The organism is Cytobacillus oceanisediminis (assembly GCF_007830235.1).
In the GTDB taxonomy this organism is placed as follows: Bacteria; Bacillota; Bacilli; order Bacillales; family Cytobacillaceae; genus Cytobacillus; species Cytobacillus oceanisediminis.
The window spans coordinates 218,964-242,880 of the sequence record NZ_VLKI01000002.1 but is presented as its reverse complement, the minus strand read 5'-3'; the positions used below and the strand labels follow the sequence as shown (position 1 = coordinate 242,880).

Annotated in this window: 28 protein-coding genes and 1 pseudogene; 6 read left to right on the top strand and 23 right to left on the bottom strand. The window is 43.1% G+C overall.

The window, feature by feature from the left end:
* Positions 1-8: 8 nt before the first annotated feature.
* From IQ19_RS04980 to IQ19_RS04970, 3 genes are all read right to left on the bottom strand, one after another.
* The gene (locus IQ19_RS04980; protein WP_144540486.1) at positions 9-539 is read right to left on the bottom strand and encodes a chromate transporter; all 531 of its coding nucleotides are present in this window, start codon (positions 537-539) and stop codon (positions 9-11) included.
* Positions 536-1,111, bottom strand: a complete 576-nt coding sequence (locus IQ19_RS04975) for a chromate transporter (protein ID WP_110064533.1) — start codon at positions 1,109-1,111, stop codon at positions 536-538. The genes IQ19_RS04980 and IQ19_RS04975 overlap by 4 nt, the downstream gene beginning before the upstream one ends.
* A 149-nt stretch (positions 1,112-1,260) precedes the next feature.
* Positions 1,261-2,871 (bottom strand): gamma-glutamyltransferase family protein, encoded by a 1,611-nt coding sequence (locus IQ19_RS04970; protein WP_144540484.1) that lies wholly within the window; start codon positions 2,869-2,871, stop codon positions 1,261-1,263.
* Between the two features lie 368 nt (positions 2,872-3,239).
* Between IQ19_RS04970 and IQ19_RS04965 the strand changes: the two genes are divergently transcribed.
* From IQ19_RS04965 to IQ19_RS04955, 3 genes are all read left to right on the top strand, one after another.
* On the top strand, positions 3,240-3,374 hold the full coding sequence (locus IQ19_RS04965; protein ID WP_144540482.1) for an FbpB family small basic protein: 135 nt from the start codon (positions 3,240-3,242) through the stop codon (positions 3,372-3,374).
* Between the two features lie 110 nt (positions 3,375-3,484).
* A complete protein-coding gene (locus tag IQ19_RS04960; protein WP_144540480.1) occupies positions 3,485-3,874 on the top strand; it encodes a sporulation protein in 390 nt (129 codons plus the stop codon).
* Between the two features lie 250 nt (positions 3,875-4,124).
* Positions 4,125-4,403 carry a YkvA family protein gene (locus IQ19_RS04955; protein ID WP_144540477.1) on the top strand — a complete coding sequence of 93 codons (279 nt, stop codon included), beginning with the start codon at positions 4,125-4,127 and terminating at the stop codon, positions 4,401-4,403.
* A 179-nt stretch (positions 4,404-4,582) separates the two neighbouring features.
* On the opposite strand, the gene IQ19_RS04950 is transcribed toward IQ19_RS04955, so the two are convergent.
* On the bottom strand, positions 4,583-5,518 hold the full coding sequence (locus IQ19_RS04950; protein ID WP_144540475.1) for a response regulator: 936 nt from the start codon (positions 5,516-5,518) through the stop codon (positions 4,583-4,585).
* Between the two features lie 5 nt (positions 5,519-5,523).
* Positions 5,524-6,777, bottom strand: coding sequence for an ATP-binding protein (locus tag IQ19_RS04945; protein WP_277875288.1), 1,254 nt, complete (start codon positions 6,775-6,777; stop codon positions 5,524-5,526).
* 421 nt (positions 6,778-7,198) lie between these two features.
* Here IQ19_RS04945 and IQ19_RS04940 point away from each other — a divergent pair, with 421 nt between their 5' ends.
* The 3 genes from IQ19_RS04940 (at position 7,199) to IQ19_RS28915 (ending at position 9,955) form a co-directional block, all read left to right on the top strand.
* Positions 7,199-8,182 (top strand): glutaminase, encoded by a 984-nt coding sequence (locus IQ19_RS04940; protein ID WP_242020918.1) that lies wholly within the window; start codon positions 7,199-7,201, stop codon positions 8,180-8,182.
* A gap of 128 nt (positions 8,183-8,310) precedes the next feature.
* A complete protein-coding gene (locus IQ19_RS04935; protein ID WP_144540472.1) occupies positions 8,311-9,738 on the top strand; it encodes an alanine/glycine:cation symporter family protein in 1,428 nt (475 codons plus the stop codon).
* 88 nt (positions 9,739-9,826) lie between these two features.
* Positions 9,827-9,955 (top strand): hypothetical protein, encoded by a 129-nt coding sequence (locus IQ19_RS28915; protein ID WP_277875276.1) that lies wholly within the window; start codon positions 9,827-9,829, stop codon positions 9,953-9,955.
* Positions 9,956-10,032: 77 nt separating this feature from the next.
* Here the strand turns inward: IQ19_RS28915 and hpf are convergent, their stop codons facing one another.
* The 18 genes and pseudogenes from hpf to IQ19_RS04845 form a co-directional block, all read right to left on the bottom strand.
* Positions 10,033-10,590, bottom strand: coding sequence for a ribosome hibernation-promoting factor, HPF/YfiA family (gene hpf, locus IQ19_RS04930; protein ID WP_144540469.1), 558 nt, complete (start codon positions 10,588-10,590; stop codon positions 10,033-10,035).
* Between the two features lie 255 nt (positions 10,591-10,845).
* The gene (locus IQ19_RS04925) at positions 10,846-11,241 is read right to left on the bottom strand and encodes a DUF8042 domain-containing protein (RefSeq protein ID WP_242020902.1); all 396 of its coding nucleotides are present in this window, start codon (positions 11,239-11,241) and stop codon (positions 10,846-10,848) included.
* Positions 11,242-11,586 (bottom strand): flagellar protein FliT, encoded by a 345-nt coding sequence (gene fliT / locus IQ19_RS04920; RefSeq protein WP_144540465.1) that lies wholly within the window; start codon positions 11,584-11,586, stop codon positions 11,242-11,244.
* Positions 11,586-11,987 (bottom strand): flagellar export chaperone FliS, encoded by a 402-nt coding sequence (fliS, locus tag IQ19_RS04915; RefSeq protein WP_144540463.1) that lies wholly within the window; start codon positions 11,985-11,987, stop codon positions 11,586-11,588. Before fliS ends, fliT begins: the two co-directional genes overlap by 1 nt.
* Positions 11,988-12,007: 20 nt before the next feature.
* On the bottom strand, positions 12,008-14,128 hold the full coding sequence (gene fliD / locus IQ19_RS04910) for a flagellar filament capping protein FliD (RefSeq protein ID WP_144540460.1): 2,121 nt from the start codon (positions 14,126-14,128) through the stop codon (positions 12,008-12,010).
* A 15-nt stretch (positions 14,129-14,143) separates the two neighbouring features.
* Positions 14,144-14,503 carry a flagellar protein FlaG gene (gene flaG / locus IQ19_RS04905; RefSeq protein ID WP_144540458.1) on the bottom strand — a complete coding sequence of 120 codons (360 nt, stop codon included), beginning with the start codon at positions 14,501-14,503 and terminating at the stop codon, positions 14,144-14,146.
* 324 nt (positions 14,504-14,827) lie between these two features.
* A pseudogene (locus IQ19_RS28400) lies at positions 14,828-14,941 on the bottom strand (flagellin); the annotation flags it as partial.
* A 344-nt stretch (positions 14,942-15,285) separates the two neighbouring features.
* On the bottom strand, positions 15,286-16,344 hold the full coding sequence (locus IQ19_RS04895; protein ID WP_144540455.1) for a flagellin N-terminal helical domain-containing protein: 1,059 nt from the start codon (positions 16,342-16,344) through the stop codon (positions 15,286-15,288).
* 150 nt (positions 16,345-16,494) lie between these two features.
* Positions 16,495-16,725 (bottom strand): carbon storage regulator CsrA, encoded by a 231-nt coding sequence (gene csrA / locus IQ19_RS04890; RefSeq protein WP_144540453.1) that lies wholly within the window; start codon positions 16,723-16,725, stop codon positions 16,495-16,497.
* A complete protein-coding gene (gene fliW, locus IQ19_RS04885) occupies positions 16,725-17,165 on the bottom strand; it encodes a flagellar assembly protein FliW (protein ID WP_144540451.1) in 441 nt (146 codons plus the stop codon). Before fliW ends, csrA begins: the two co-directional genes overlap by 1 nt.
* Positions 17,166-17,181: 16 nt before the next feature.
* Complete coding sequence (locus IQ19_RS04880; protein WP_144540449.1) at positions 17,182-17,745, bottom strand: DUF6470 family protein; 564 nt, start codon at positions 17,743-17,745, stop codon at positions 17,182-17,184.
* A gap of 55 nt (positions 17,746-17,800) precedes the next feature.
* Positions 17,801-18,664, bottom strand: a complete 864-nt coding sequence (gene flgL / locus IQ19_RS04875) for a flagellar hook-associated protein FlgL (protein WP_144540447.1) — start codon at positions 18,662-18,664, stop codon at positions 17,801-17,803.
* 13 nt (positions 18,665-18,677) lie between these two features.
* Positions 18,678-20,240 carry a flagellar hook-associated protein FlgK gene (flgK, locus tag IQ19_RS04870; protein WP_144540445.1) on the bottom strand — a complete coding sequence of 521 codons (1,563 nt, stop codon included), beginning with the start codon at positions 20,238-20,240 and terminating at the stop codon, positions 18,678-18,680.
* Positions 20,241-20,258: 18 nt separating this feature from the next.
* A complete protein-coding gene (locus IQ19_RS04865; protein ID WP_144540444.1) occupies positions 20,259-20,741 on the bottom strand; it encodes a flagellar protein FlgN in 483 nt (160 codons plus the stop codon).
* Between the two features lie 15 nt (positions 20,742-20,756).
* A complete protein-coding gene (flgM, locus tag IQ19_RS04860) occupies positions 20,757-21,023 on the bottom strand; it encodes a flagellar biosynthesis anti-sigma factor FlgM (RefSeq protein ID WP_144540442.1) in 267 nt (88 codons plus the stop codon).
* 144 nt (positions 21,024-21,167) lie between these two features.
* A complete protein-coding gene (locus IQ19_RS04855; protein ID WP_144541141.1) occupies positions 21,168-21,599 on the bottom strand; it encodes a TIGR03826 family flagellar region protein in 432 nt (143 codons plus the stop codon).
* Between the two features lie 33 nt (positions 21,600-21,632).
* Positions 21,633-22,298: a ComF family protein gene (locus IQ19_RS04850; protein WP_144540440.1), complete on the bottom strand. Its 666-nt coding sequence runs from the start codon at positions 22,296-22,298 to the stop codon at positions 21,633-21,635.
* 25 nt (positions 22,299-22,323) lie between these two features.
* On the bottom strand, positions 22,324-23,820 hold the full coding sequence (locus tag IQ19_RS04845) for an ATP-dependent helicase ComFA (protein WP_415802365.1): 1,497 nt from the start codon (positions 23,818-23,820) through the stop codon (positions 22,324-22,326).
* Between the last annotated feature and the right edge of the window lie 97 nt (positions 23,821-23,917).

Genomic DNA, 23,917 nt, shown 5'->3' with positions numbered 1-23,917 from the left:
AAACCTCCCTATGCTAAAACAAGTCCCCCGTAAACAAGCGCCCCGGCAATGACGTAAGCTGGATGCACTTTAAGCTTTTCCATTAGGAAAAAGCTAAGCAGCCCAATGAAGAGTGTCTGCCAGATGCCGACGCCTTCATAGGCTGAGAAAAAGAAATCATAGGTCATGATGCCAAGCAGGACAGCAATGACCGGGCGGATATAAGTGGTCATCCGTTTAACGCGCGGAGATTCTTTATATTTCATTAGCAATCCAAGTAAGGTAATCATCAGAATCAATGATGGAGCAACAGTTGCAAACACCCCAACAATTGCTCCGAGCACTCCCGCCTGCTGAAAGCCGATATAGCCCGCCATTTTGGTAGCGATCGGGCCAGGCAGCGCGTTGCCCATTGCCAGCACTTCACTGAATTCATTAACGGTCAGCCATTCATAATTGTCTACTACTTCGTTTTCAACCAAAGGAATGGATGCCGGTCCCCCGCCGTATCCAAGAATCCCAGGGATGAAAAATGCCAAGAAAATCTGTACGTATATCATGCTGGATTCTTCTCCTTCTTCGCTTCATTTTTTTCAGCTGCGTCCTTTTTTAGTAGAGCTGTTAAGAGTAAAGCAAATATGATAATGGCAGGATGAATGTTTACAAACTCGAGAAGAATTAGGCTTGCCGCTACAAAAAGAAGCGTCCAGCCCCAGCCTAGTGATGATTTCGTTGACTTTTTAACGAAGTCCCAAGTCAATGTAGCGAGCATGACTGCCACAACCGGAACAACCGCCTTCGTCATGCCTGCAACCCACGGCTGGTCTTTAAACGTATTTAGTGCAGTAAGAAGAATAATCATAAGGACAATGGTTGGAACCATGGTTGCTATGAGTGCATTCACCATGCCAAGAATTCCGCCAACGCGGTAGCCGATATAGCCGGCCATTTTCGTCGCAATCGGGCCAGGCAGCGCATTCCCAAGCGCCAGCACATCGCCAAACTCATCCGTATCCATCCATTTGTATTTATCAACAACCTCTTTATGGACAAGCGGAATCGACGACGGCCCGCCGCCATATCCCAGAATGCCCACTCTAAAAAAAGCCATAAAGATGTCAGCCTGCTTCATGATGCAACACCTCTTTTCATTGATCGTGTTGGTACTTCCCTGTCTCCTATCCGGAAAAAGCAGGTGAAGGAGCGGCTTTCTTTTCCGCTCCCCAGTACCTGTTATATGGTTATTTTACTCTTATATGCGAGTTGCTCTATCGTTTTTTATTACCAAGCAGCAATGCTGCCATCTGTGCGCGGCTCGGTTCCGCCCATAAGGACGCCGGTTTTCGGGTCACGCCAGATGATTTGGCCGCGGCCGAATCCGCCGGTATCAACGGTTACTTCAATTTGATGCCCTTTGCGTGCAAGAGCCTGGGCAATATGGTTAGGGAAGTTCGGTTCCACTTGAACCTTTTTGCCTTCAATCCACTGCCATCTTGGTGCATCCAATGCGGCCTGCGGGTTCAGATGGAAGTCAACTGTGTTCATGACCACCTGCATATGGCCCTGCGGCTGCATGTAGCCTCCCATAACGCCGAACGGCCCAACTGCTTCGCCGTCTTTTGTCAGGAATCCAGGGATAATCGTGTGATACGTTTTCTTGCCTGGCTTCAGTGCGTTATGGTGCTCAGGATCAAGCGAGAAATCGTGTCCGCGGTTTTGCAGCGCAATACCTGTTCCCGGAACAACAAGCCCTGAACCAAAGCCCATGTAGTTACTCTGGATGAACGAAACCATATTGCCTTCGCTGTCCGCAGCTGCAAGGTATACAGTACCTCCGCTTGGCGGCTGGTATGGTTCCGGTTTTAGAGCTTCGTCGCCAATTTCGCTGCGGCGGGATTCGCCATATTGCTCAGAAAGCAATTCTTCAACCGTTACTCTCATATCAGATGGATCCGTAATAAACGCCTTTCCATCAGTGAAAGCTAACTTCATAGCCTCGATTTGCTTGTGGTATGTATCCACCGTATCTTTAGCACCAAACTCAAAGCCTTTGGCGATATTTAAGCCCAGCAGAGCCACAAGCCCCTGGCCGTTCGGCGGGATTTCCCACACATCATAGCCGCGGTAATGGACCTTAATTGGATCAACCCACTCCGCTTTAAAACCAGCTAGATCTTCTTTGGATAAAAATGCATTATATTTTTTGGAAAAAGCGTCGATTTTATCAGCAATTTCACCGCGGTAAAAGCTTTCGCCGTCTGTTTCGCCAATGGATCTTAAAGTAGCGGCATGCCCTTCTGAGCGCCACACTTCGCCAATTTCAGGACACTTTCCATCAGGTGCAAAGGTTTCAAACCAGTGCTGGAATTCATCATCTGTAAAAATCTGCTTGAATTTCCTATAAGCAAATTTCCAGTACTTGCCGAGAATCGGCGTTAAGGGATAGCCCCTTTCCGCATAATCAATTGCCGGCTGCAGCACTTCTTTTAACGGAAGCTTACCGAAACGCTTGGATAGCTCTGCCCATGCGGATGGCGCGCCAGGTACTGTAACGGGCATCCAGCCGTGCACTGGCATTTTTTCATGGCCTCTTTCCTTTAGTGCTTCAATGGAAATCGACTTTGGCGCCGGACCGCTGGCATTCAATCCGTGCAGTTCACCTTTTGTCCAAACAAGTGCAAATGCGTCGCCGCCGATTCCGTTTGAAGTCGGTTCAACCACTGTAAGAGCAGCTGCTGTTGCAATCGCTGCATCGATCGCATTTCCGCCTTTTTTCATCATGTCCAATCCGGCCTGTGCTGCGAGCGGCTGGGAAGTGGCAACCATGCCGTTATTCGCCATGACGGTCGTTCGCTGTGAAGCGTATGGGTGGTTCTGAAAATCAAAGTTCATGGAATTCACCTCTATATAGTCTTAAATTCGTTAATTCTGATTATAGCAAATTATATAAATATTATGTTAGTATTTATTTCGCATATCTAATTTTCTAACTTCTAGTTGATTTTTTAAAAAAATTTTTATATGATATACCTATAAATTGAATAGTCATTCTCCTAAAGGGGAGTAGCTTTTACAGCAGAGTCGTCATTACGGAGCACACGCTCTCGGCTTTGTTGGCAATCTAAACAATTGTTAGCAAGACCTTTACCAATACGGTAGAGGTCTTTATTTATGGGCCTTTACCAATCAGGGTAAAGGCCCTTTTTGTATACAGGCCCGCACAACGAATCGTTTTACTTTATAAAATGGAGGAATAGGATATGAAGAAGAAAATAAGATATACAATGGATGAACTGATCAAACGAAATAAAGAAGAACTGATGAAGGACAGATCACAGCTGGAGAAAATCGAACGGAAACTGGATGAAAAATATGTGAAGGTGAAGCCAATGTAGTTTACGGATAATAGATTGGGGAAATATGAAACTTTCTCATCCCCTTCACGTAACTATATCTAATACAATCAGGCGAACAATCGCCAACACCAAAAGAGGAGAGATCTTGATTGATTTTGCGAAAATATATGTCAATGCTGGGAATCGGTTCTGCAAAAATTGACCTGCAGCTGCCAAAGCATGAATACGCTCCAGGCGAAAATGTGAGCGGCACCTTCCTAATCGAAGGCGGCACGATCGAGCAGCAGATCAAACGAATTGAGTGCGACCTCGTTATGACGACATTAACGGACGAAACGGAAGAAGTGATCGACTCAGCGACAATCCTGACATCACAAACAATTGAGTCGGAAGAAACCAACCGGATGGAATTTAACTTTCAATTGCCGAAGGACATCCCTGCTTCCACACCGGAGCGCACTTTTCAATTTAAAACGAGGCTGATCTTTAACGAAGGCGTCAAAAGTGCTGATCTGGATAAAATAATTATCACACATTAAAGATTCGAAGGAGGAAGAACCGCGGTGTAACATAATCCCCTCTATCATAGAAAAATAACACACAGAGGAGATTCGTATTCAATTGAAAACAGCGACTTTGCAAAAGTGGCTTATCATACTAACTTTTTGAAGCATACTTGAAACCAGTTATTGATCGGCTGTCACACTTGAAGTGAAAAACCCGCCAAGAATCCAAATGGCGGCAATGGCAGCCCCCTTCCAGCGAATGAACTAGAAAAAGGTGAAAGTGATGAAGTTTATCAAACGCATCAAATTTGTATTTAAGTTTTGGAAGTTCCTGCCCTTCCTGAGAGACTACTTTCTCTCAAGAGAGGTCTCTACTGGCAAAAAACTGTTTCCGATTGCAGCTGGACTGCTTTATATTTTCCTGCCGCTGGATTTAGTGCCCGATTTCCTATCGATATTCGGCTTTACGGATGATATTGTCGTCACGTCGCTCGTTCTCCAGCAGATGGTGAAGATGGCACCGGAGTCGTTGAAGGAGAAGTATAAGGTGCTGGAGGAATGAATGGATGACTGCTGCCCGGACTGAACTGCACTTAAGATTGAGGAACCTATTAAAAATTTGCAAAAACAGTTTGCTTAAAATACGTTCAATCGAAACCCCCGTCCGCTAAATCGAACGGGGGTTTCTGGTTCATGTCGGCCATCCTGCTGCCAGAGCTTTTCCTGTTTCTGAAAGGGTCCTTAATTCGGCTCCGAATATAGAAGTTTTGCTTCAAAATAGAGAACTTGAATAAATTTTTTGGTATTGATTCGAGTTGGGGAGGATGTTGGTTTTGAATCATGCTTTAAATCTGTCATCTTTTTCCTGACACTTGTAAAATCAAAGAATTTGGACGCGTAGCTTTCAAACTTCAGGTTTGAAAAATCGGTTAGACCCAGTGAAGCCAAATGATTCAAGGATTGGTAAATCGCTCTGCGCACCCGTTGTTCAGATGCTTTGATCTCTTTTTTTAATTCCTGCTCTGTCTGTGTTGCGCCAAGTTTTCTTTTAGCAAGGTTCAAAAAGATCTCTTTCAGGGGTGGAAATCCTTTTTCAAGCATATGCTCCTGTTCGTATTGAACTAAATAATCCAGTATATCCAGTAAATCTTTACTCCCGTTTTCACCCGCTATCCCCAGTTCGGACAAAAGAAACTGACCGGAAGTTCTTATATTTTTTTTGTTATGCGGCAGGTCATGCCGCTCCTTAACTTGATCGAAAGACAACACATTATGCAGTGATTTTTGAATATCTTGAATCGATCGTTCTAATCGAATACGTTCGATCACCTTCCTGATGACGGTAATGACCTCAATCCTGTTGATCGGTTTTGTTATATAGTATTCAATGCCAAGTGAATAGGCTTCACCGATTAATTCTTTTGATTCGACTTGTGAAATCATGATCGTTTTCCCCTTGAATGCCGGCTTTATTTGACGTATCGTCTCTATTCCGTCCTGAACCGGCATTAACAAATCAATTAATAAAATATCGATGTTCTTCAATAGCAGCATCGGCCCATTCAGCAATGAGCCGTCTTCAGCTTCCCCGGCAACCTCGCCAAGATCCTCATCTTCAATGATTTGGGAGAGCATGGATCGAACTGCTTCATCATCGTCTGTTATATAAAAAAGCATCACAATCACCCTTTATCAACTAATTGATTAATCGGTATGCGGATAATAAAAATCAGCCCTCTTCCTCCTGACCCTTCATGGAAGGTGATGTCCCCATCAAGCTGTTCGACAATTTCCTTTACATAGGATAGCCCAATCCCCGTTGATGGGTTGCCGGCATGGTCATACTTCGTTGTAAATCCCGGCTTGAATAATAAAGCTTTATGCTTAGGCGGAATTCCGGGGCCATTATCGCTAATCATGAATTCAACCAAATGACCATGCCTGTCGATACTAATATTGATAATTCCCTTATTTCCGATCGCTTCTGCCGCGTTTGCGACGACATTGTTGATAATCGATAGGACGGTGAACACATGGTAATGAGGATGCGTCTGTTTAACTGTTTTCACGAATTTAATGTCTTTTCCTAATAAATCTGCATATTTCTCATTTGCCCGCACGATGATATTCACCAGTTCATGCACGTCCATATAATCGGCGATGCTTTTATCCGAAATGAGTTTTGAAAGGCCAGAAAAAATACGCTGGTTATCTTTTTTCACTTCATGTACTTCACCAGCGATTTCCAAAGCTTTTTGGCGATATTCCCCAACCGGGACAGAACCCTGTTTATCGATCCAACCGTTTAAACTTTTGTATAAATCATACGATTTTTTCGTAATATTTTCAGTATTTTTCAGTGTCTTTTTTAAATAGACCGATTCCTCATATAGATTGGAAATGAGCATCAGCAATTGTTCATTCTGCTTCCGGATTTCCCTTTCCCTCGACTGTGCCTCATACAGACTCAGCATATTGAAAAAGCTTATAACAATAAAGCTGTGCGACATCGCGATGACCATAATTCCGTTTAGCGCCGTTGCCGTTATGGTTGTTCCCAATATAAAATATTGCGCGATCAGCTCCGCCAAGTCGGACAAGACTTCAATTGGAATGCCCAGTACTCCGATGATCAGCGGCCGATTATAAAAACGGCTGATTTTTGCAGCATTAACGAGACAAGAAAAGGTGAAATAAAAGAAAAAACTGGCGATATGGGCTTGAAAGGCGGAGGTCCAATCAAAATGATCCAGGACAATCAAGTCTATCAATATACGAAATCCAACGACCGCGGCAGCAGTCAAAAAACCCGGCAGAACCGCTGGCATTTTTCGGAACAGCAATAAAAAGAAAAAGAAAGCAGGTGCTCCAAAGCTGATCCGAAACGTTTGATTAAAAGGATAAAAATTCAATTCACCTGCCAATGGCACGATCATCACCATGAGGACCAGCATATACATTTCATTTTTTACAATAAAACGGCTATTCAAAAATCACCACTTCCCCTTTTTGCTGAAAATCAGTATACATTCCCCTCGGCATCTATACAATGTATTTTTTATATTCAATCTATTAAATTTACAAAATGCAAAGGATTTTTCGTCACTTTTCGTCTGATTCTGTAGTTTGGAATATATCATAATCAGAACAAAGGTGGAAGCGTTTCCATTCATCGGAAATTATCAGAACACTAAAAAAAGTCTGGTTTCCATACTTAACGTAAAGCCGGAGCGGTTCCGGCCATTCAAAAACCTGCAAAAACTGGATAGCAGTTTTTACACGATCAAGATTAGCCTTTCCACATCCTTTCCACCGAAACAAAATCATAGAAAGAGAGGGTAAACCTTAATGTTCGATATGACGATTAATCAGGAGAGCCAACCATCAGGCTGTCTGCAGATGAATAGCCTCGATGAATGGGTCGCTTATTGCCGTTCCTTTGCTGCTGAAGGAAAATGTGCAGACTATATTCCAGCTCTGGCAAATACAAATCCTTCGGAGTTGGGCGTTTGTATCATTAGACCTGATGGAACGGTTATAAAATCAGGAGATTGGAATGCCTTTTTTACGTTACAGAGCATCTCAAAAGTATTCAGTTTTATGGCTGCCTGCATAGGCCGCGGCATTTCATATGTACTAGAAAGAGTGGATGTTGAACCGACTGGAGATCCCTTCAACTCGATTATCCGCTTAGAGATGCATAAACCGGGAAAGCCTTTTAATCCCATGATTAATGCTGGAGCCATTACGGTATCCTCCCTTCTGCCCGGGGAATCACCGCAGGATAAATTAGATTTTTTATTAAAATTACTGGAAAACATGCTGGGAAAACGGCCGGCAATTAATGAAGAAGTGTTTCGATCGGAATGGAAAACGGCTCATCGGAATCGGGCATTAGCCTATTATTTAAAAGAAACGGGCTATTTAGAATTAGAGGTCGAGGATGCTTTAGAGGTTTACTTAAAGCAATGTTCCATCCAGGTCAACTCAGAAGACATCGCCATGATCGGGTTAATTCTGGCTCATGACGGCTGCCATCCAATCCGCAAAGAACAACTGATTCCTAAAGAAGTGGCCCGATTAACCAAAAGTTTAATGCTTACGTGCGGAATGTACAATTCTTCGGGCAAATTTGCCGCATTCGTCGGAATACCTGCAAAGAGCGGTGTTTCCGGAGGCATAATGGCACTGGTCCCTCCAAGGAATCGGAACGAAGTACCATTTCAGGATGGATGTGGAATTGGGATTTATGGTCCAGCTATCGATGAATATGGAAATAGCCTGGCAGGCGTCATGTTATTGAGACATATGGCAGAAAAATGGGATTTAAGCATTTTCTAGAATGGATCATTCAGCAGACAAAAAGCTCTTCGGGATGGGACTGGCAGTTTGCTGTTTAGCAAGGAAGCAATTTTATATTTGGCATTGATAGATTCATTCAAATTAAAGGAAATAGGGGGATTAAATTTATGGAAGAAGTAATCAACTGGCTGACTGCAGACTTTAGCCATTTTCTATGGAGTTATGTGCTCATCATCATGCTAATTGGTCTCGGGCTTTATTTTACTGTCCGGACAAAGTTTGTCCAATTTCGCATGATCGGTGAAATGTTGCGGCTATTGGGTGAAGGGGCGGTAAAAAAGAAAGGTGTCTCATCCTTCCAGGCTTTTTGTATCAGTACCGCTTCCCGTGTGGGCACGGGCAATTTGGCAGGTGTTGCCATAGCAATTTCTTTCGGCGGACCTGGCGCGGTATTTTGGATGTGGTTAATTGCCCTTATCGGGTCCTCATCCGCTTTTGTTGAATCGACATTAGCCCAAATTTATAAGGTAAAAGATAAAAAATCAGGGACATTCCGCGGCGGTCCTGCTTATTACATGGAAAAAGCTTTGAATGCCCGCTGGATGGGCGTTCTATTTGCGATGATAATCAGCGTCACATTCGGACTTGCTTTTAACTCCGTTCAAGCGAATACGGTTACAAATGCATTTCATCATGCGTTTGGTTTTGATATGTATTGGACAGGTCTTGGGATTACAGCCGTTACAGCCTTCATCATTTTCGGCGGCATTAAACGTATTGCCAAAGCAGCTGAATGGATGGTTCCCCCTATGGCCGGTATGTACATCCTTTTAGCTGCTTACGTGATGATCAAAAATTTCGGAGAGCTCCCTCAAGTATTCTCCCTTATTTTCCAAAGTGCTTTCGGATTAAATGAAGCGGTTGGCGGCGGATTCGGAGCGGCCATGATGCTAGGCATTAAACGTGGACTCTTTTCGAATGAGGCCGGCATGGGAAGTGCCCCGAATGCTGCAGCCACTGCAGATGTAAGCCATCCTGTAAAACAAGGCCTCATCCAGTCACTTGGCGTTTTCGTTGATACACTGGTCATTTGCAGCTGTACAGCATTTATCATTTTATTATCGGGTGTTTATAAATCCGCCGAATCTAACGGCATCGTTCTGACTCAATCTGCTTTAAATACCGAAATCGGGCCATGGGCAGCGGTTTTTATCGCCATTCTTATTTTGCTGTTCGCATTCAGTTCGATCGTCGGCAATTACTACTATGGTGAGTCAAACATTGAATTTATAAAACCAGGCAGAGTTTGGCTGACCATATACCGTCTTGCCGTAATCGGGATGGTGGCGTTTGGTTCTCTGGCTTCGCTTGAAACAGTATGGAGCCTGGCTGATGTCTTCATGGGCATCATGGCTGTGATTAATCTGGTTGCGATAGCCTTGTTGGGGAAAATTGCTTTTGCCGCCTTAAATGATTATCAGAAGCAGAAGAAAGCAGGAAAAAATCCAGTCTTTTCCGTTTCCAATATCGATGGTCTCAAAAATGCGGAATGCTGGGAAGCAGAGGAACAGCCAGCATTAAAAAAGGAAGCATAAGAAACGGTAGCAAATATTTTCGGAAGACCTTCAGAAGACACTATGGAAAAAGGTAAAATGATTATTTTTTAAGGGGAGGAAAAATTTCATGTGGATCATCACGGTTCATTCAAAAAACAACATTAAAATGTTTGAATTTCACACAGAAAAAGAAGCAAAAGAAACGTTCAAAAAAATCAAAGGGTATAAAATCCTCACCGAAGTGGTTTACTGTTAGAACTAATACAAGGTGGCAGTCCCGATCTGCCGCACATGAAAACCCCCTGCAAAAAGGCAGGGGGTTCTGTTTTAAAATTATTGAGCTTCAATCAAGCCGTAACGGCCGTCTTTACGCTTGTACACCACGTTTGTTAAGTTAGATTCTGCATTGGTGAACACGTAGAAGCTGTGGCCCAGCATGTTCATTTGCAGGATCGCCTCTTCGCTGTCCATTGGCTTCAGATCAAAGCTCTTCTGGCGGACAACTTCAAGATCATTTTCCTCTTCCTCAACCGCTACAGCCCCTTCTGTTTCATCCAATGCTGCGAATACAGCAGTCAGATTGCCTTTTTCACGGAACTTGCGATTAACTTTTGTTTTGTGCTTGCGGATTTGACGCTCTAATTTATCAGTAATCAAGTCTATCGCTGCATACATATCATCATGATCTTCCTCTGCACGAAGAACCAGATTCGGCATCGGAATCGTTACTTCCACTTTAGAACGGTTATTATTGTACGTTTTCAAGTTTACATGTACATTTGCATCAGGAGTTTCAGTAAAATACTTTTCTAACTTCGCAATTTTCTTCTCTACATACTCTCTAATTGCTGGAGTTACCTCAATGTTTTCACCACGAATGTTGTAATTCATACGTGAACTCCTCCTTCTCATTATACAATAGCTACTTTGCCAGAACGCCAGCTGTAAAATCAACAGCTAAAAAATGAGCGTCTGAAAAAGAATGCCTAGTCTTAAAAGTATATTAAGACTATGTATTTATATTTCTATTTTACCCCTAAAAACTCCTGCTGAAACAGTGAAAAATGTGCAAAAGTTATGACGAATTGGTGACCAGGCCGTGAATAATTATTGGGGGAAAATAAAAACCGCTTCTCGGGGAAGCGGTTAGGATTGGAGATAGGGAGTGAGCTCTTGCTGGATGGATTTATGCCACTCAGAAAAGGCTGGATAAAGTTTTTGTGAGATGATATCCTGCCTGACTGGAATGTCCTCAAAACATTCCAAAAGAAGTTCTGCCTGATCGGCCACAATGCTGATATCCTTCATAGCATCCTGTAATTGCTGATTGTCATGGAAAAGCTGGCTGAGCTGCTCATTGGCAGCCGCTACCTGCGGCAATGCCTGAAAAATATCGCCAAGAAGGCGATTGCCTTCTGTTTTACTCAAGTCACTAAAGCTTTTAACAATATAATCAAACGCCTCGTCGATGGTATATAAGAGGTCGCTGTATTCCTTCAGAAATATGTACTGCTCTTCGGTCAGAGTTAGCAATGATGTCACCTAATTTCTTTTATCATAAAACATGCCGTCCGTCGCCATGGATTGATAGGGATTGATGTATTTATTGGATGATTCTTTTTTAATGCTTAGGTCTTTGATGTCTTTTTGGATAAAAAGCTTTTCGCGCTGCATGAGTTGTGTTGCCTTTTCGTTGAACTTGATCAGCTTGGCCCCTAGTTCCATTTCAGCCTCTGAATAAGGAGGAGCCATGCCAGCCATTGCCTGCTGGCGTTGTTCTAGCTGCGTTTCAACTTTGCTGATTTTTGTATCGCGGTCGAGCTTTGTATCTTCTAAAGTGGATATCAGTTCAAGAGTTGCTTCATAGAAACCTTGCACAGAACTCACTATATTGTGCCGCCTTGAGTAAACTGCTTCTGGCGGTTTACTTGAATGACTTCCTTCCAGGTGTCGCGGAATTCAGTAACGAGACTTTCGACCTCACCGAGAATCGCAGCATCATTTTTTATATTAGCCTCTATTAATCTCCGGTTTATATAATCATACAGAGACATCATGTTTTGGGAAATCTCCAAATCCATATTCAGCGTAACCATCAGCTCCTGAATGATATTCTGCGCTTTTTGGATATTAGTATTTTTCGTTTCAATGTTCTGATCTACAATAGCCTTTTTAGCCTGATGGATAAACTTCAGACAGCCGTTATACAGCATTAGGGTCAGCTCTCCTGGTGATGCTGTATTCACCGAGGTTTGCTGATAGGATTGGTATGGATTGCTTACTGCCATTTTTTAAACACTCCTTTTTATTACATGCCGCCGCCAAATTGGTTCATTAGGAAAATGGATTGCTCGTTGGAACGCTGGATCGCTTTTTCCATGGCGGTGAATTGGCGCCAGTAGCGGTCTTCGACTTGTCTTAACTTCCCTTCGAAGCTATCAATTCTTCTATCTACATCTGAGAGCTCTCTTCCAATGGCAAACTGCTGATTCGTAGAAAAACTGTTACCAGCTTTTGTTTTTAACTTATCCATTGCCGAATTTACAGTGTCATAGAGCCTGTGGGCGATTCCTCTTTGTCCTTCTGTCTGGCCGTCTCCTCTAAAGAGGTTCTCAACGGAAACAGGATCCGCTTCGATTGCTTTTTTAAGGGCAGCCTCATCAATTTCAAGCTTTCCTCCTTCTAAATAATTGCTGGATGTTTTAATGCCGATACTGGACAGCTGATTATAAAGAGGAGATACTTGATCGTTTGTGACAGGCTGGTAAAAATTTATTCTCATTCCAGATAACACGGATTGCAGGGTAGAATCTCTGCGCAGAAGACCGCTCTTCGCTTTTTCTTCCCATTGTTCCTGCTGCTTGTCAGATAATTGCTCACGCTGCTCACCCGATAATGGAGCATAGCCTTTGTAGCGTTCCTCTCCTGCTTTTTTCTGGATTTTGTCTATCATTTCATTATATTTATCAACGAATGCTTTGATATTGTCAAAAACTTTCCCAGAATCATTGCTGATGTTAACACTCACAGAATCAGTAAACTCCTGTTTTAGAGTGAAAGTGACACCATTGATTTCAAATGTGTTCGAGCTACGATTGGTGGCCAAACCATTGATTTCGAAGGTGGCGTTTTGAGCAACTTCTTTAACTGTTGCGCCTCTAAAGCGCAGGACATCATTAAGGAAGCTTCCATTTGTCGCAATTTCGTCACCATCCGGGTTAAAGTCTCCAGTCTCTGTACGGGTCATCGTCATTTGGCCAGTAACACGATCAAAGAACATACTCACACCGGCACTGGATGCATTAACTTTATTGATTACATTATTCAGAGTTTCACTTCCTGAAATGAGGAAGGAATCATGTCGGTCTCCTTTGGAGGTAGAAGTATCTACTGAAAAGGAGGTGTATTTGTGGTCGTAAGCAATCTCAAGACTCATCGTTGTACCGGAGCCTTCAGCCGGCTTTTTCATATCAGCATTAAAAGTGATTTTACCTGTTTCATAGTTTAAGGTGCCAACCACTTTATTCGTGTCATCTAATATTTCTCTTTCTCCATCAATAAGGTTGCCCATTGTAAAAGTCTTTTCCGTTGTCGTTCCTGAGGTTGTTTCCTTGAACTTGATGCTTTTCACTTCGTTCAAGGCACCCTGAGCCAACTGGATAGACGATGTGCTGCTTGTTATGGAGTGTGTACCGGTACGCTCAGTAGCCACGTAATCAATTTTGATCACACTGCCTTTTGTAACTTCTTTCCCAAACTGAAGGGTGCCATCGGTTTTTACTAATACTTCATTTTCCTTTAAGGGGCGGTTAGCGGCAGTCAATTCAGCTTCAGACATAGCGTTGAATCCAACACCATTTACTTTTACACTCCACGAGCTAACCTCATTTAGATCCACCTTAGCCATGTCACCGAATTTAATAGCTGCAGGATCGGTCACATCAATGCTTTTGTTTAAGACCGCTCCATTTTTCCATACACTGGCTATTGTAGTTCCTGCAGAGTCAACATGGTTCCCTTTATACATAAAATTATTTTCCTGTGCATAAAGGCTTTTACTCGGATCAACCGTTTTGCCATCGGCATAAATGCTGCCGCCATTAACTCTCGTTTCAGCTCTAGCAAGTTTGGTTACATTTGAAATAGAATACGACGCCTGGCTGGCAGCACCAGTTGCTGTAGCAGTTACCATGGCTTCATTTGTAGAGGTCGCCTGCCGTGCCCGATAGCGTGTGGTCAGCTTCATTTGAGTCAATTCACTTCTAAAATCAAGAAGCAACGCATTAATAGCCCGGTAGTCATCCCGCTGCCACTCCAATACCTGTTTCTTTTGCTTTAATTTATCAAGAGGCATCCGTTCTGCCTTCATTAGATCCGACACAAGCGAATCAATATCCATCCCGCTCGCCAGACCTCCGATTCTTACCAATGAGAAAACCTCCCTTTAAATCTTTTTATCTACCATTAGCCCCAGGAAGCCTGTCATCGCCGCATAAACATCAAGCAGCTTCTTAGAAGGAATCTCCTTTACTACTTCCTGGGTGATGTCATCGACTATAGTTACGTAGTACTCGTTTAGTTCTTCATGAAGAACAAACTTTAAAGAAGTATGTGAGGCTTGTATGAACTTATTCATACTGTCTACTACTTCTGTTAGCTGTTCTTCCTTTATCTGCTCACGCTGTTTCTTTTGAACCGGCACTGCATTAGTTACTTCTTTTCTTTGTAACTCACTTGAATTTTCATTAATATGTACTGTTCTAGTTGTAAGAGAAGTATTTTGAGATGATACACGCTCTATCATAACTATCCCCTACCTATATAAAATAAATGCTTTTACCATTTATATCGGTATTTATTTAAAATTGTTAAGAAGGAGTTTGGTTGTGAAGGGATTTTCTGAAGTTTAGTATATTTGAGGAATTTTAATGTAAACAGTAAATGCTTAATTTATTAACGTATGTAGGGAAACGTATGTGGGGACAGGCACTAATACTTAAAGGAAGGTGGGACAAGAAACCGAGGGACGATGTACCTGTCCCTTTGTCCCTCTAGGTGAATTTTCATACTGAAGATTATCAAAAAGAAAGAGACCCTAGTAAATCTAGAGTCTCTTTCATATCTAAAATTAACGAAGAAGTTGTAGAACTCCTTGAGGTTGCTGATTTGCTTGAGCAAGCATAGCTTGTGCTGCTTGAGAAAGAATAGAATTCTTAGTTTGGTTCATCATTTCTTTCGCCATCGTGCGAACATTTGCTTTCACAAATGACCAGACTATATCTTCACCTTCTAATATTTTAGTAAGGGTCGGGCACTTCGGATTCACAATGCTGATGACCATTGTTTCACCTATGGATTTCATCATCATAGCTTTCGCCTTAGATGGTCTATCCTAGTCGTTGAACCTTCTCCACTCTTTCAAGACAGGAGCTTGGCTGCTGATTGCCCAATCTTTCCTTTTATCAAACCATCACGCTTGTCGTTTCCAACTACGTTTTGGTAAGAAAAGCTCTAAGGGTTTTCCAGCAATTCACCCGATTATAATCACTAGCCGTTACCAGCTAGGACGACTGTGCTTTTCACTGCTTATGCAGCTAAAGCATAATCTACGTCACGCACACGTGATTCTGCTGCAGTTAAGTTTTCAGAAGAAGTATTCAAGTTATTAATTGTGTGTTCTAAGCGATTTTGCCATGAACCTAAATCAGAACGAGTACTAGATACTTTTTTAATAGCCTCATCAATAACTTCTAGGTTATCCTCAAAAGTTTTTGTCGTTACGTTAACAGCAGCAAGGTTTGCTACATTAGCATTTGAAGCAGTTGAACCAAGAGCTGTAGATTGCATATCGCCGATAGAAATATCTAGTTTAGTATTTCCATTTGCACCGATTTGGAAGCTTAATTGATTACCAGAAGTTAATAAAGTACTTCCACTAGCTGTAGCTCCCCCATTAAGAGTTTCTAAGTTAGCATCCGATGAGAATGACATAGAAAAGCCTAGAGAATCAAAGTTTAGAGTAGTACCCGCTGCTATTGCTTCTGGGTCTTGAGATAATGTTTGAGATACACCACTATTAGTTCCAGTTACAGTAATAGTATCACCAGCAGCACTTGTAGTAATTGTAAGTGTTTCACCACTTTGAACTCCAGAAGCATCGAATGAAATTCCTGCAGCAAGGTACTCAGCATCAGTTGCACCAGTAGCAGATGCTGCAGATACACCTAAGCTACCAGTTAATAGTGTTTTAGTGTTGAATTCAGTTTTTTGTGCTACTCGGTCAATCTCTTCATTCAACTGTCCAATTTCTTTTTGAATTTCAGCTAAATCATCACCAGTATTTGTACCATTATTCGCTTGTACAGCTAATTCACGCATACGTTGTAACATATCATGTGTTTCGTTCAATGCACCTTCAGCTGTTTGAATTAAAGAAATACCATCCTGAGAGTTACGAGAAGCTTGATCTAACCCACGAATCTGACCACGCATTTTCTCAGAGATTGCTAGACCTGCTGCATCGTCTCCAGCACGGTTAATACGAAGACCTGAAGACAATTTCTCCATTGATTTAGATTGGTTAGTTGATGCAGTGTTCAACTGACGATAAGTATTCAACGCTGCAATATTATGATTAATTCTCATTATTTTACTTCCTCCTTGAGTTATGTTGTCCCACGTCCATGTGGTTGTTTTGCCAAACAACTGAAAAGTCGGCCGCCTTTTTGCTGTTAGCCTTTACAATGGTTATATCGACTTATTTTGAAAGGAGTTTAATAGGTTTGTAAAAATTTTTTATTTCTTTTTGAAGTAGGTGCTTAGACTGTCTATTGCATTTGCTTCCGTTTGTGTAGCACTGCTGTTTTCCTGCTGGATGGATAGGTAGATTTCTTTTCTATGTATGTCCACATTTTTTGGGGCATTAATGCCGAGTTTTACTTGGTCTCCTTCAATAGATAGAATGGAGATTTCGATGTCGTCACCGATCATGATGGATTCTTTCAGCTTTCTGGTAAGAACTAGCATTATTTCTCCCCCTGTTCTTGAGGGGTCATGATACTGTGCTTGGTTTGGTAGGCAGGGTTATTGAGTATAACCTGCTTTCCAAGTTTTCGGGTTTGGTTGATAATTACCGGTGCCTGCAGGTTTGCTGTTGTATTTTGGAATGGTTCCCTTACCGTTAAAATCGCAAAGGTCACCACATCTTTTTCAGATTGGATCTCTAATTTTTCAAGCACTTCTTGCGGCAATTCAAATTCATACTGCGGGAATAACAAAAATGGATCTGTAATGATAAACGCAACATCAGCGGTTTTAACCGACTGCAGCACAAATAGATCCGTACCTTCAATCGGCAATACTATAAACTCTTTTTCCTCCAAAAACCCCGGAATCCCGCTTGCAAACTGAATTATATCTTCCTTATTTACCTCTTGCTCACCATGAAATTTCGTCTGTATGTTCATTTCTTTCACCACTTTGTTAGATTGTTAGATTTATAAAATCAATAGTAAGGCTGTTTTTCTCAAGTATTTCCGCGCTGACTTTTCCTGGTGTGTAGTTATGTATCGGTTTTCTGATTTCGACTTCAATCTTTGGCTTTTGCGGCTGGGCATGGATGTTGACCTTTGCAGGTTCATAAGCGATTTTCACGCTGTTATGAGATGGAACCCATCCGATGTTGAATTGTTTAGGAGGTCCTTCACTTTTTGCTTTTGCCTGGGAGGCGATGGGACTGCCGCCGTTTTCGATTCTCATGAGTTCGGCTCCCTCGCTTGCCCTTCTTTCGAGTCCTTTGAGCCAATCCTGATAGCCATTTTGGGCCGTTTCCTCCAATCTGCGGCGGGCGCTTTTTAAATCGACGTCCTCCCTTGCTTTTGTCTGGTCGATGGTCAGCTTGCCGGGAACTGTTTCGATTTCAAGAATGGCTTTTGGCTGCTGAATGGATTGGATGGCAGGCGGCTGCGAGAGTTCCTGCATGGGTCTTTCAATCTTCAAGCCCAGTTGTATAAAATTGGATTCCAATCTGATTTGCGGGACATTCATTTCCGTCACCTCTTTTATGAAAAAAAGCTATCACAGATGGATAGCTTTTTCGTTATTATCTTAAAAAGTCAGTCAGGGTCGGCTGGATGATTTTGGCACCGACACTTAAAGCAGCTCGATGGACGCTTTCCTGCGTTGTGAGCTCAATAATCGCTTTTTCCATATCAATGTCTTCGTTATCTGATAGGATTCTGGTTGAGAATACTTCCTGCTGTGATAAGCGGTCCTCCATCAGTTCGACCCGATTTTGCTTGGCGCCGATCAAGGCCCGTGCGGATAGGAAGTTATCAATATTTTTATCAACCGTTTCAAGCATATCCCCAATTACCGGATCATTTGTTTCAAGAGCTGTGATTAATTTATCGATATCACCTTCCGGCCCAAGCATATCCCCGAACAGCTTGGATCCTTCTGTATTCACTTGAATCTTGATTCCCGAGAAAACTTCCAGTTCAATCGTCCCGCTTGCATAAGTCCCCAAATCAGATGGCCTTAGGTTTGTCTGGTTTCCGTTGAAAAGATATTTGCCGCCAACCTGCGTATCACCGATATTCTGGAGATGCTCCTTCAGCTGCTTAACTTCCTCTGCAATCGCCTTCCGCTGATCTCCTTCAAGCGTGCCATTGCTTGCCTGAACAGTAAGTTCGCGAATCCTTTGCAGCGCCAGTACCCCTTTATCCAGAGCATCGTCCGTGCTGTCCACCCAGTTCTTCACTTCCCCGATGTTGCGGGTATATTGCTGAATTCGATTCAAGTCCGTACGATAGTTCATGCCCATCATGGCTGCAACCGGATCATCGGATGGCTTGGTGAATTTCTTCTGTGTTGAAATCTGGTCCTGCAGCTTGTCCAGCCGGCTATAGCTGTTGCTGAGGTTGCGGAGCATATTATTGGAAAGCATTGATTGCGTTACACGCATTTTATTTCACCGCCTATCTGCCTACAACGCCCATGCCGTTGATGATTTTATCGAGCATTTCATCGACCACTGTAATATTTCTTGCCGAAGCATTGTAGGCATGTTGGAATTTAATCATATTGGTCATTTCTTCATCTAATGAAACCGCGCTGACGGATTGCCTGTTCTGTTCAACCGAGTCTGCGAGAATCGAAGAGTTTCTCAGGTCCTTTTTAGCACTTTGGGAATCGACACCCATCCGGCCAATGATTCCTGAGTAATACGTGTCAAGGCTGCCGTTCAGTCCTTCCGGCAGGGTATTGCCAGCTTGTTTATAAAAACCGTAATCTGAAAAAGATTTCTTTCTCAGGTCGGCCAGCAGCTGTGCATTTTGGTTATCCCCTGATGCACCGCTTTCTTTTCCTGCAGCAATCAGGCTGGAATCATCCAATAGATCCTGGTTTACTTTCATGCTTTGAGCCGGGTTCCCCTGATCAAACACAAAGAAGTCCTTGCCGGAAGGCTCACTCGCTCCCAATGCAAATCCCTTGCTGTGAATATGATTGAACTCATTGGCAAATGCTGCGGCCATTTTATTCAGCTTATCAAGCATTTCAGGATAAGATCCTTTTTTGCCGCTTTCTGTCTTATATCCAAAGCTCTTGATCAAGCCGGAAAGCTCTCCTGAAAGTCGATCAAAATCGGTGATGGATGCATCCCCAACCTTCAATTCGGAAACAGCGCCATTCTCATCTTCAAGTTCAAGCTTATTGGTGCCCATAATACCAGAAGCTTTTGTGACAGAAATCAGATTAAGGGGCTGGGCAAATGACTTCCCATCCTGCTGAACGATTTCGATATTGTATAGGCCTTCTGCAATTGATTTTGCATTTCCATAATTGTTCGGAATCACATTGGTCACTTTTACATTGACCATTTTTGATAGCTGATCAACAAGGACATCCCGCTCATCGTACAAATCATTCGGCAAGTATCCATGCGGTTCAACCTCGGCGATCTGCTTATTGAGATGATCAATCTGCCCAACAATCGCATTAATTTCATCCACCTTTACACCGATCTGGCTGCCGATATCCTCTTGAACTCTTGTTAGGGAATTATGATAGTAATTGAGGGTGTCCGCAACCATCTGGCCAGTCGCAGCCACGACATCTCTCGCACCTGTATTTTCCGTATGGCTGGATAGATCCTGAAGAGCATTCCAGAATTTTTCCAACGTACTATGCAGCCCATTCTCAGATGGCTCATTCATAATCTCTTCCATCTTGGTAAGGGACTCGCTCATGGCACCGTAATAGCCCATTTTCGTGTTTTCCGTTCTGAACTGAACATCCAGGAAGGATTCCCTGATTCGCTGGACCGTGCCTGCTTCCACTCCAGTTCCCATTTGCCCCGGAAGCTGCGGGCGGTTCATGCCGACTGATGGGTACGGAGTTGTCTGGGTAAAATTAATCCGCTGACGCGAATAGCCCGGTGTGTTCGCATTTGAAATATTATGTCCGGTTGTATGTAAAGCGCTTTGCTGGGTGAACATGCCGCGGCGGGCAGTTTCAAGTCCCATAAAGGTTGAACGCATGTTTGTTCCTCCGTTCTGCTACACTTTCGAGTTAAAGATGCCTGGGGTGTTCTTTTCGGATGGTTTCTTTTTTGCCGGCGGGCCGTAGTTCATACTTTCCTGCTGCGGCCTTAATAGATTCATAGATACGTTGACAAACTGCAGGGAATGATGGACAAGCTGCTGGTTCAGGTAATTCTGTTCCTTTAATTCAAACACCAGCCCGGTCATCTCATTGGTTATGGCCTCCAGCTTGAGCCTTTCCGCCTGCGACAAAACCGTCATGCAGTCTGACACCGTAGGGCTATCCATTCCAGTAGTAATTATCTGTGCAGCTTTCTGCCGTTCTGTTTCCATCCGGTCAATCGCAGCTATATGCGCCTGCTCATCCTTCAGCATCTGGTTCAGGGCGTCCATGTCGCCGTTCTTGATGATGTCTGTCTTTTTGACTGCAAGCTCGTAAAGGCTTTTATGAAGCTTGAGCAATTTTTCCATGGATGTGATTAGCGCTTCGGCGGACATGCTTGTTTCCTCCCCTTATTTTTTCGAATAGAAGTTGGCAATGCTTTTCGCCACTTCTTTTGGATTCATTTTATACGTACCGTTCTCTACCTGGATTTTAAGCTCTTCAACCTTTGCTTTACGGTTTTCGCTTAGCTGTGATACCTGCTGCATTTCCTTTGCAGTAGAGCTGATTTCGATTTTATCTGAAGCAGTTTTGGCTGGTTTTCCTGCATTTTCAAGTTTGTTTATTTGGCGTTTGTACGGATTTACACCTGAAAGTCCAAAGTTATTGATTTTCATAGGTATCCCTCACTTTCATTCCGGTCGATTTCAATCTAATCCTATTATCGGCTATAGATACGGTTTCTTTAAATATTAATTTATCTTTGGTAAAAAATACATCTAAAAGCCTATAGAAAAAGCTATGTGTACCTGACACATAGCCTAAAGCCGCCTATTTATCTTTTCATTTACCGAAAAATAGGTAGCGTTCTTCTCTCTTTTTAAAATTTCAGCTCTCTGCTCTTCCTCAGATGTAAATCGTTGAAGATCTTTCCTCAGCTCATCGGCACATCCTCCGCAAATTTTCCCTTCCCTTATGCTCGTCCCGCATTTCTCGCAAGGATAACCAAGGTTTGGAAAATGCGCCAGCTTCAAGCGTCCGCTTTTAATGAACTTCAATATCAGCTCTTCTTTAACCCCAGTCGCTTCCACTACCTCCAGCGTTTTCGCCGTCCGGTTTTCCCGCTTGCGGATGAACTGATAAACCGCTTCATATGCCTTTTCTTCTTCTTTCCAGCAATTCTGGCAGATGTCACGGAATTGATTTTTCACAAATATCTCATTGCATTTAGGGCAGTTTGAAAGTTCAGCCATTACTGCTCCCCCTCTTTCAATTGATTCCACATTTTAGCCTCTTGCAATAGTCAAAGAGCTAACAGACTCAGCGCCTCCCTCCTTAAGGAGTTTAGCAGCATGATGAATCGTTGAGCCGGTAGTATATATATCGTCAATAATGAGGATTTTTTTATGTTTGATTTTGTCGGGCGTGGTGATTTGAAAAACCTGTGGAAGGTGTATCCTTTCGGAGCGGGATTTTTTCGATTGTTTTTCTGTGTGGGTTCTGGCGAGGATTGATTCTGGATAGGCTCCCATGGCTATAATGATTGCCTCTGATTGGTTAAACCCACGTTCGTACAAACGTTCATCACTCAGCGGAATAGAGATAAGCTGATCATATTGGAGAGAGTTCAGCTTGCCTTTCATCAAGCTGGCAAATGCATAGGAAAGAATATAATCACCTCGAAACTTATAACGCGCTATTGCTTCCTTGCAAAAATCAGTGTAGGTGACCAAAGAATAGTTTCGTTCAAGGCAGCCTTTCCATTGAGGATCCGTCTCCCATCGAATGCAGTCAAAACAGAGATTACTTTGTTTATACTCGGTGTCTCTAAGAGGGCGGCTGCATTTATTGCAAGTCTCTTCATCTATTAAAGTGAACCTGTTTATACAGAATTCACAAAGGTATTGAGGTTCTTGCTTTGAAAATAAGTAGTTCCATCCAATTTGCGGCATGATTTCTTCTTGGCATATTAAACATTTAATAATCAATCAGTCCTTTCTTTCTAGCTTCATCGTTCATTTTGAGGATTTGTTTACGTGCTTTAACCATGCTTTCGGTTTTGCCATAGTGAAAAAAGGTTATTTCACCATTGGGGAATTGTGCGCTTCGGCCGACTCGGCCTGAAATTTGGACAAGGGCGCTTTCTGTGAAAATGCGGTTTTCTGCTCCCAGAACGGCTACATCTACATTTGGGAAGGTTACTCCTCTTTCAAGGATAGTTGTTGTTAGCAGCATTGGGATTTCTTTGTCGCGCATGGCTTGGACCTTGCCTTTTCGGTCTGGATCCTCCGCATGGACTGCTTCAATTTTCAGGTGGTGTTCCCTGAGGATTGCGAGGACTTTTTCCATCTTATCGATTTTAGGGAGGAAAAGCAGACATTGCTTCTGATTGTCGAGCCGCTTTTTGATCCATTGGGTGACTGCCGGCGGGAGCGTGTCCTTTTTGAGAGCTTTTTCCCAGTTCCCGCACCATTTGAAGGCTGGGACCGGCAAAGGGTGGCGATGAAATCTGGCCGGGATTGTAACGTAGTCCCTTTTTCCGCTCCTGCATTCATTTTGCCATTTCTGATTGGGAGTTGCTGTTAGGTAGATCATAGAGGAGAGGTCTTTTCTTGATTGGCGCACAGCATATTGCAGGCTTTCGTCTGCCGTGTAAGGGAAGGCATCCACTTCATCCACGATGACGGTATCAAAGGCTTTGTAGAAACGGAGGAGCTGGTGAGTGGTGGCGATTGTGAGCGGCACCTGGAGGTGGCGGTCTTCACTGCCTCCGTATAGGACGGCAACCGGGATATCGGGAAAAACCGCTTTCAGACGAGGACCGAGTTCCAGGACGACGTCGGTACGCGGTGTGGCAATGCAGACTCTTTTTCCAGCAGTTAGCGCAGCGTTGATTCCTTCGAAAAGGACTTCGGTTTTACCTGCACCACAAACCGCCCAAACTAGGAGTTCTTTATTTTCTAGAATAGCCTGCTTTACTCGGTCCGAGGCAAGCTGCTGTCCATCTGAAAGCTTGCCGTTCCAAATTAATGGATCATCAGGAACCACCTCGTCCGGCTCTGCTCCCCGCCAGCTAATCAATGGCGTACAAGCACTAACCCTCCCCATCATGATGCACTTCCTGCAATACCTACAATTCTTTTCACCACAGCGCTTACAGGGAAAGCCGGCAAAAAGCGAGGCTTCCTTATTGCCGCACCGGGCACAGATTATCTTATTATTCTCTCTAATAATGCCTTTTCGGTAAAGGATATGGCCGTTTTCAAAGTGTTGTTGGATTTCTTCAAGGGGAAATGGCAGATCATCGACTAGTAGCTGTTTTCCATGGAGTAATTGCTGAAAGTCTTTGTTAAAGGGGTAGGTTTGATTAAGTGGCGGCTCTGGAATGGTCTCTATTGAGGAAATCGGGAGGCTATCGGGAGGGTTTTCGTTTAAAAATGGTGTCAAAATGGTATTTTTCATGGTAAATCTCAATAAGCTCACCTCAAAACAGTTAGTTCTTCTTGTAAAAAATGATCTTGAATTTGCTGGGATCTTTTCTATTTGCAGAACTCAGCGGTCTATTTGCAAA

Coding starts and splice junctions, on each gene's coding strand:
- IQ19_RS04980 (WP_144540486.1), bottom strand. CDS start 539: ATGATATACGTACAGATTTTCTTGGCATTTTTCATCCCTGGGATTCTT.
- IQ19_RS04975 (WP_110064533.1), bottom strand. CDS start 1,111: ATGAAGCAGGCTGACATCTTTATGGCTTTTTTTAGAGTGGGCATTCTG.
- IQ19_RS04970 (WP_144540484.1), bottom strand. CDS start 2,871: ATGAACTTTGATTTTCAGAACCACCCATACGCTTCACAGCGAACGACC.
- IQ19_RS04965 (WP_144540482.1), top strand. CDS start 3,240: ATGAAGAAGAAAATAAGATATACAATGGATGAACTGATCAAACGAAAT.
- IQ19_RS04955 (WP_144540477.1), top strand. CDS start 4,125: ATGAAGTTTATCAAACGCATCAAATTTGTATTTAAGTTTTGGAAGTTC.
- IQ19_RS04950 (WP_144540475.1), bottom strand. CDS start 5,518: ATGCTTTTTTATATAACAGACGATGATGAAGCAGTTCGATCCATGCTC.
- IQ19_RS04945 (WP_277875288.1), bottom strand. CDS start 6,777: ATGATCGTGCCATTGGCAGGTGAATTGAATTTTTATCCTTTTAATCAA.
- IQ19_RS04940 (WP_242020918.1), top strand. CDS start 7,199: ATGACGATTAATCAGGAGAGCCAACCATCAGGCTGTCTGCAGATGAAT.
- IQ19_RS04935 (WP_144540472.1), top strand. CDS start 8,311: ATGGAAGAAGTAATCAACTGGCTGACTGCAGACTTTAGCCATTTTCTA.
- IQ19_RS28915 (WP_277875276.1), top strand. CDS start 9,827: ATGTGGATCATCACGGTTCATTCAAAAAACAACATTAAAATGTTTGAA.
- hpf (WP_144540469.1), bottom strand. CDS start 10,590: ATGAATTACAACATTCGTGGTGAAAACATTGAGGTAACTCCAGCAATT.
- fliS (WP_144540463.1), bottom strand. CDS start 11,987: ATGGCAGTAAGCAATCCATACCAATCCTATCAGCAAACCTCGGTGAAT.
- flaG (WP_144540458.1), bottom strand. CDS start 14,503: ATGATAGAGCGTGTATCATCTCAAAATACTTCTCTTACAACTAGAACA.
- IQ19_RS04895 (WP_144540455.1), bottom strand. CDS start 16,344: ATGAGAATTAATCATAATATTGCAGCGTTGAATACTTATCGTCAGTTG.
- csrA (WP_144540453.1), bottom strand. CDS start 16,725: ATGCTAGTTCTTACCAGAAAGCTGAAAGAATCCATCATGATCGGTGAC.
- fliW (WP_144540451.1), bottom strand. CDS start 17,165: ATGAACATACAGACGAAATTTCATGGTGAGCAAGAGGTAAATAAGGAA.
- IQ19_RS04880 (WP_144540449.1), bottom strand. CDS start 17,745: ATGAATGTCCCGCAAATCAGATTGGAATCCAATTTTATACAACTGGGC.
- flgL (WP_144540447.1), bottom strand. CDS start 18,664: ATGCGTGTAACGCAATCAATGCTTTCCAATAATATGCTCCGCAACCTC.
- flgK (WP_144540445.1), bottom strand. CDS start 20,240: ATGCGTTCAACCTTTATGGGACTTGAAACTGCCCGCCGCGGCATGTTC.
- IQ19_RS04865 (WP_144540444.1), bottom strand. CDS start 20,741: ATGTCCGCCGAAGCGCTAATCACATCCATGGAAAAATTGCTCAAGCTT.
- flgM (WP_144540442.1), bottom strand. CDS start 21,023: ATGAAAATCAATAACTTTGGACTTTCAGGTGTAAATCCGTACAAACGC.
- IQ19_RS04855 (WP_144541141.1), bottom strand. CDS start 21,599: ATGGCTGAACTTTCAAACTGCCCTAAATGCAATGAGATATTTGTGAAA.
- IQ19_RS04850 (WP_144540440.1), bottom strand. CDS start 22,298: ATGCCGCAAATTGGATGGAACTACTTATTTTCAAAGCAAGAACCTCAA.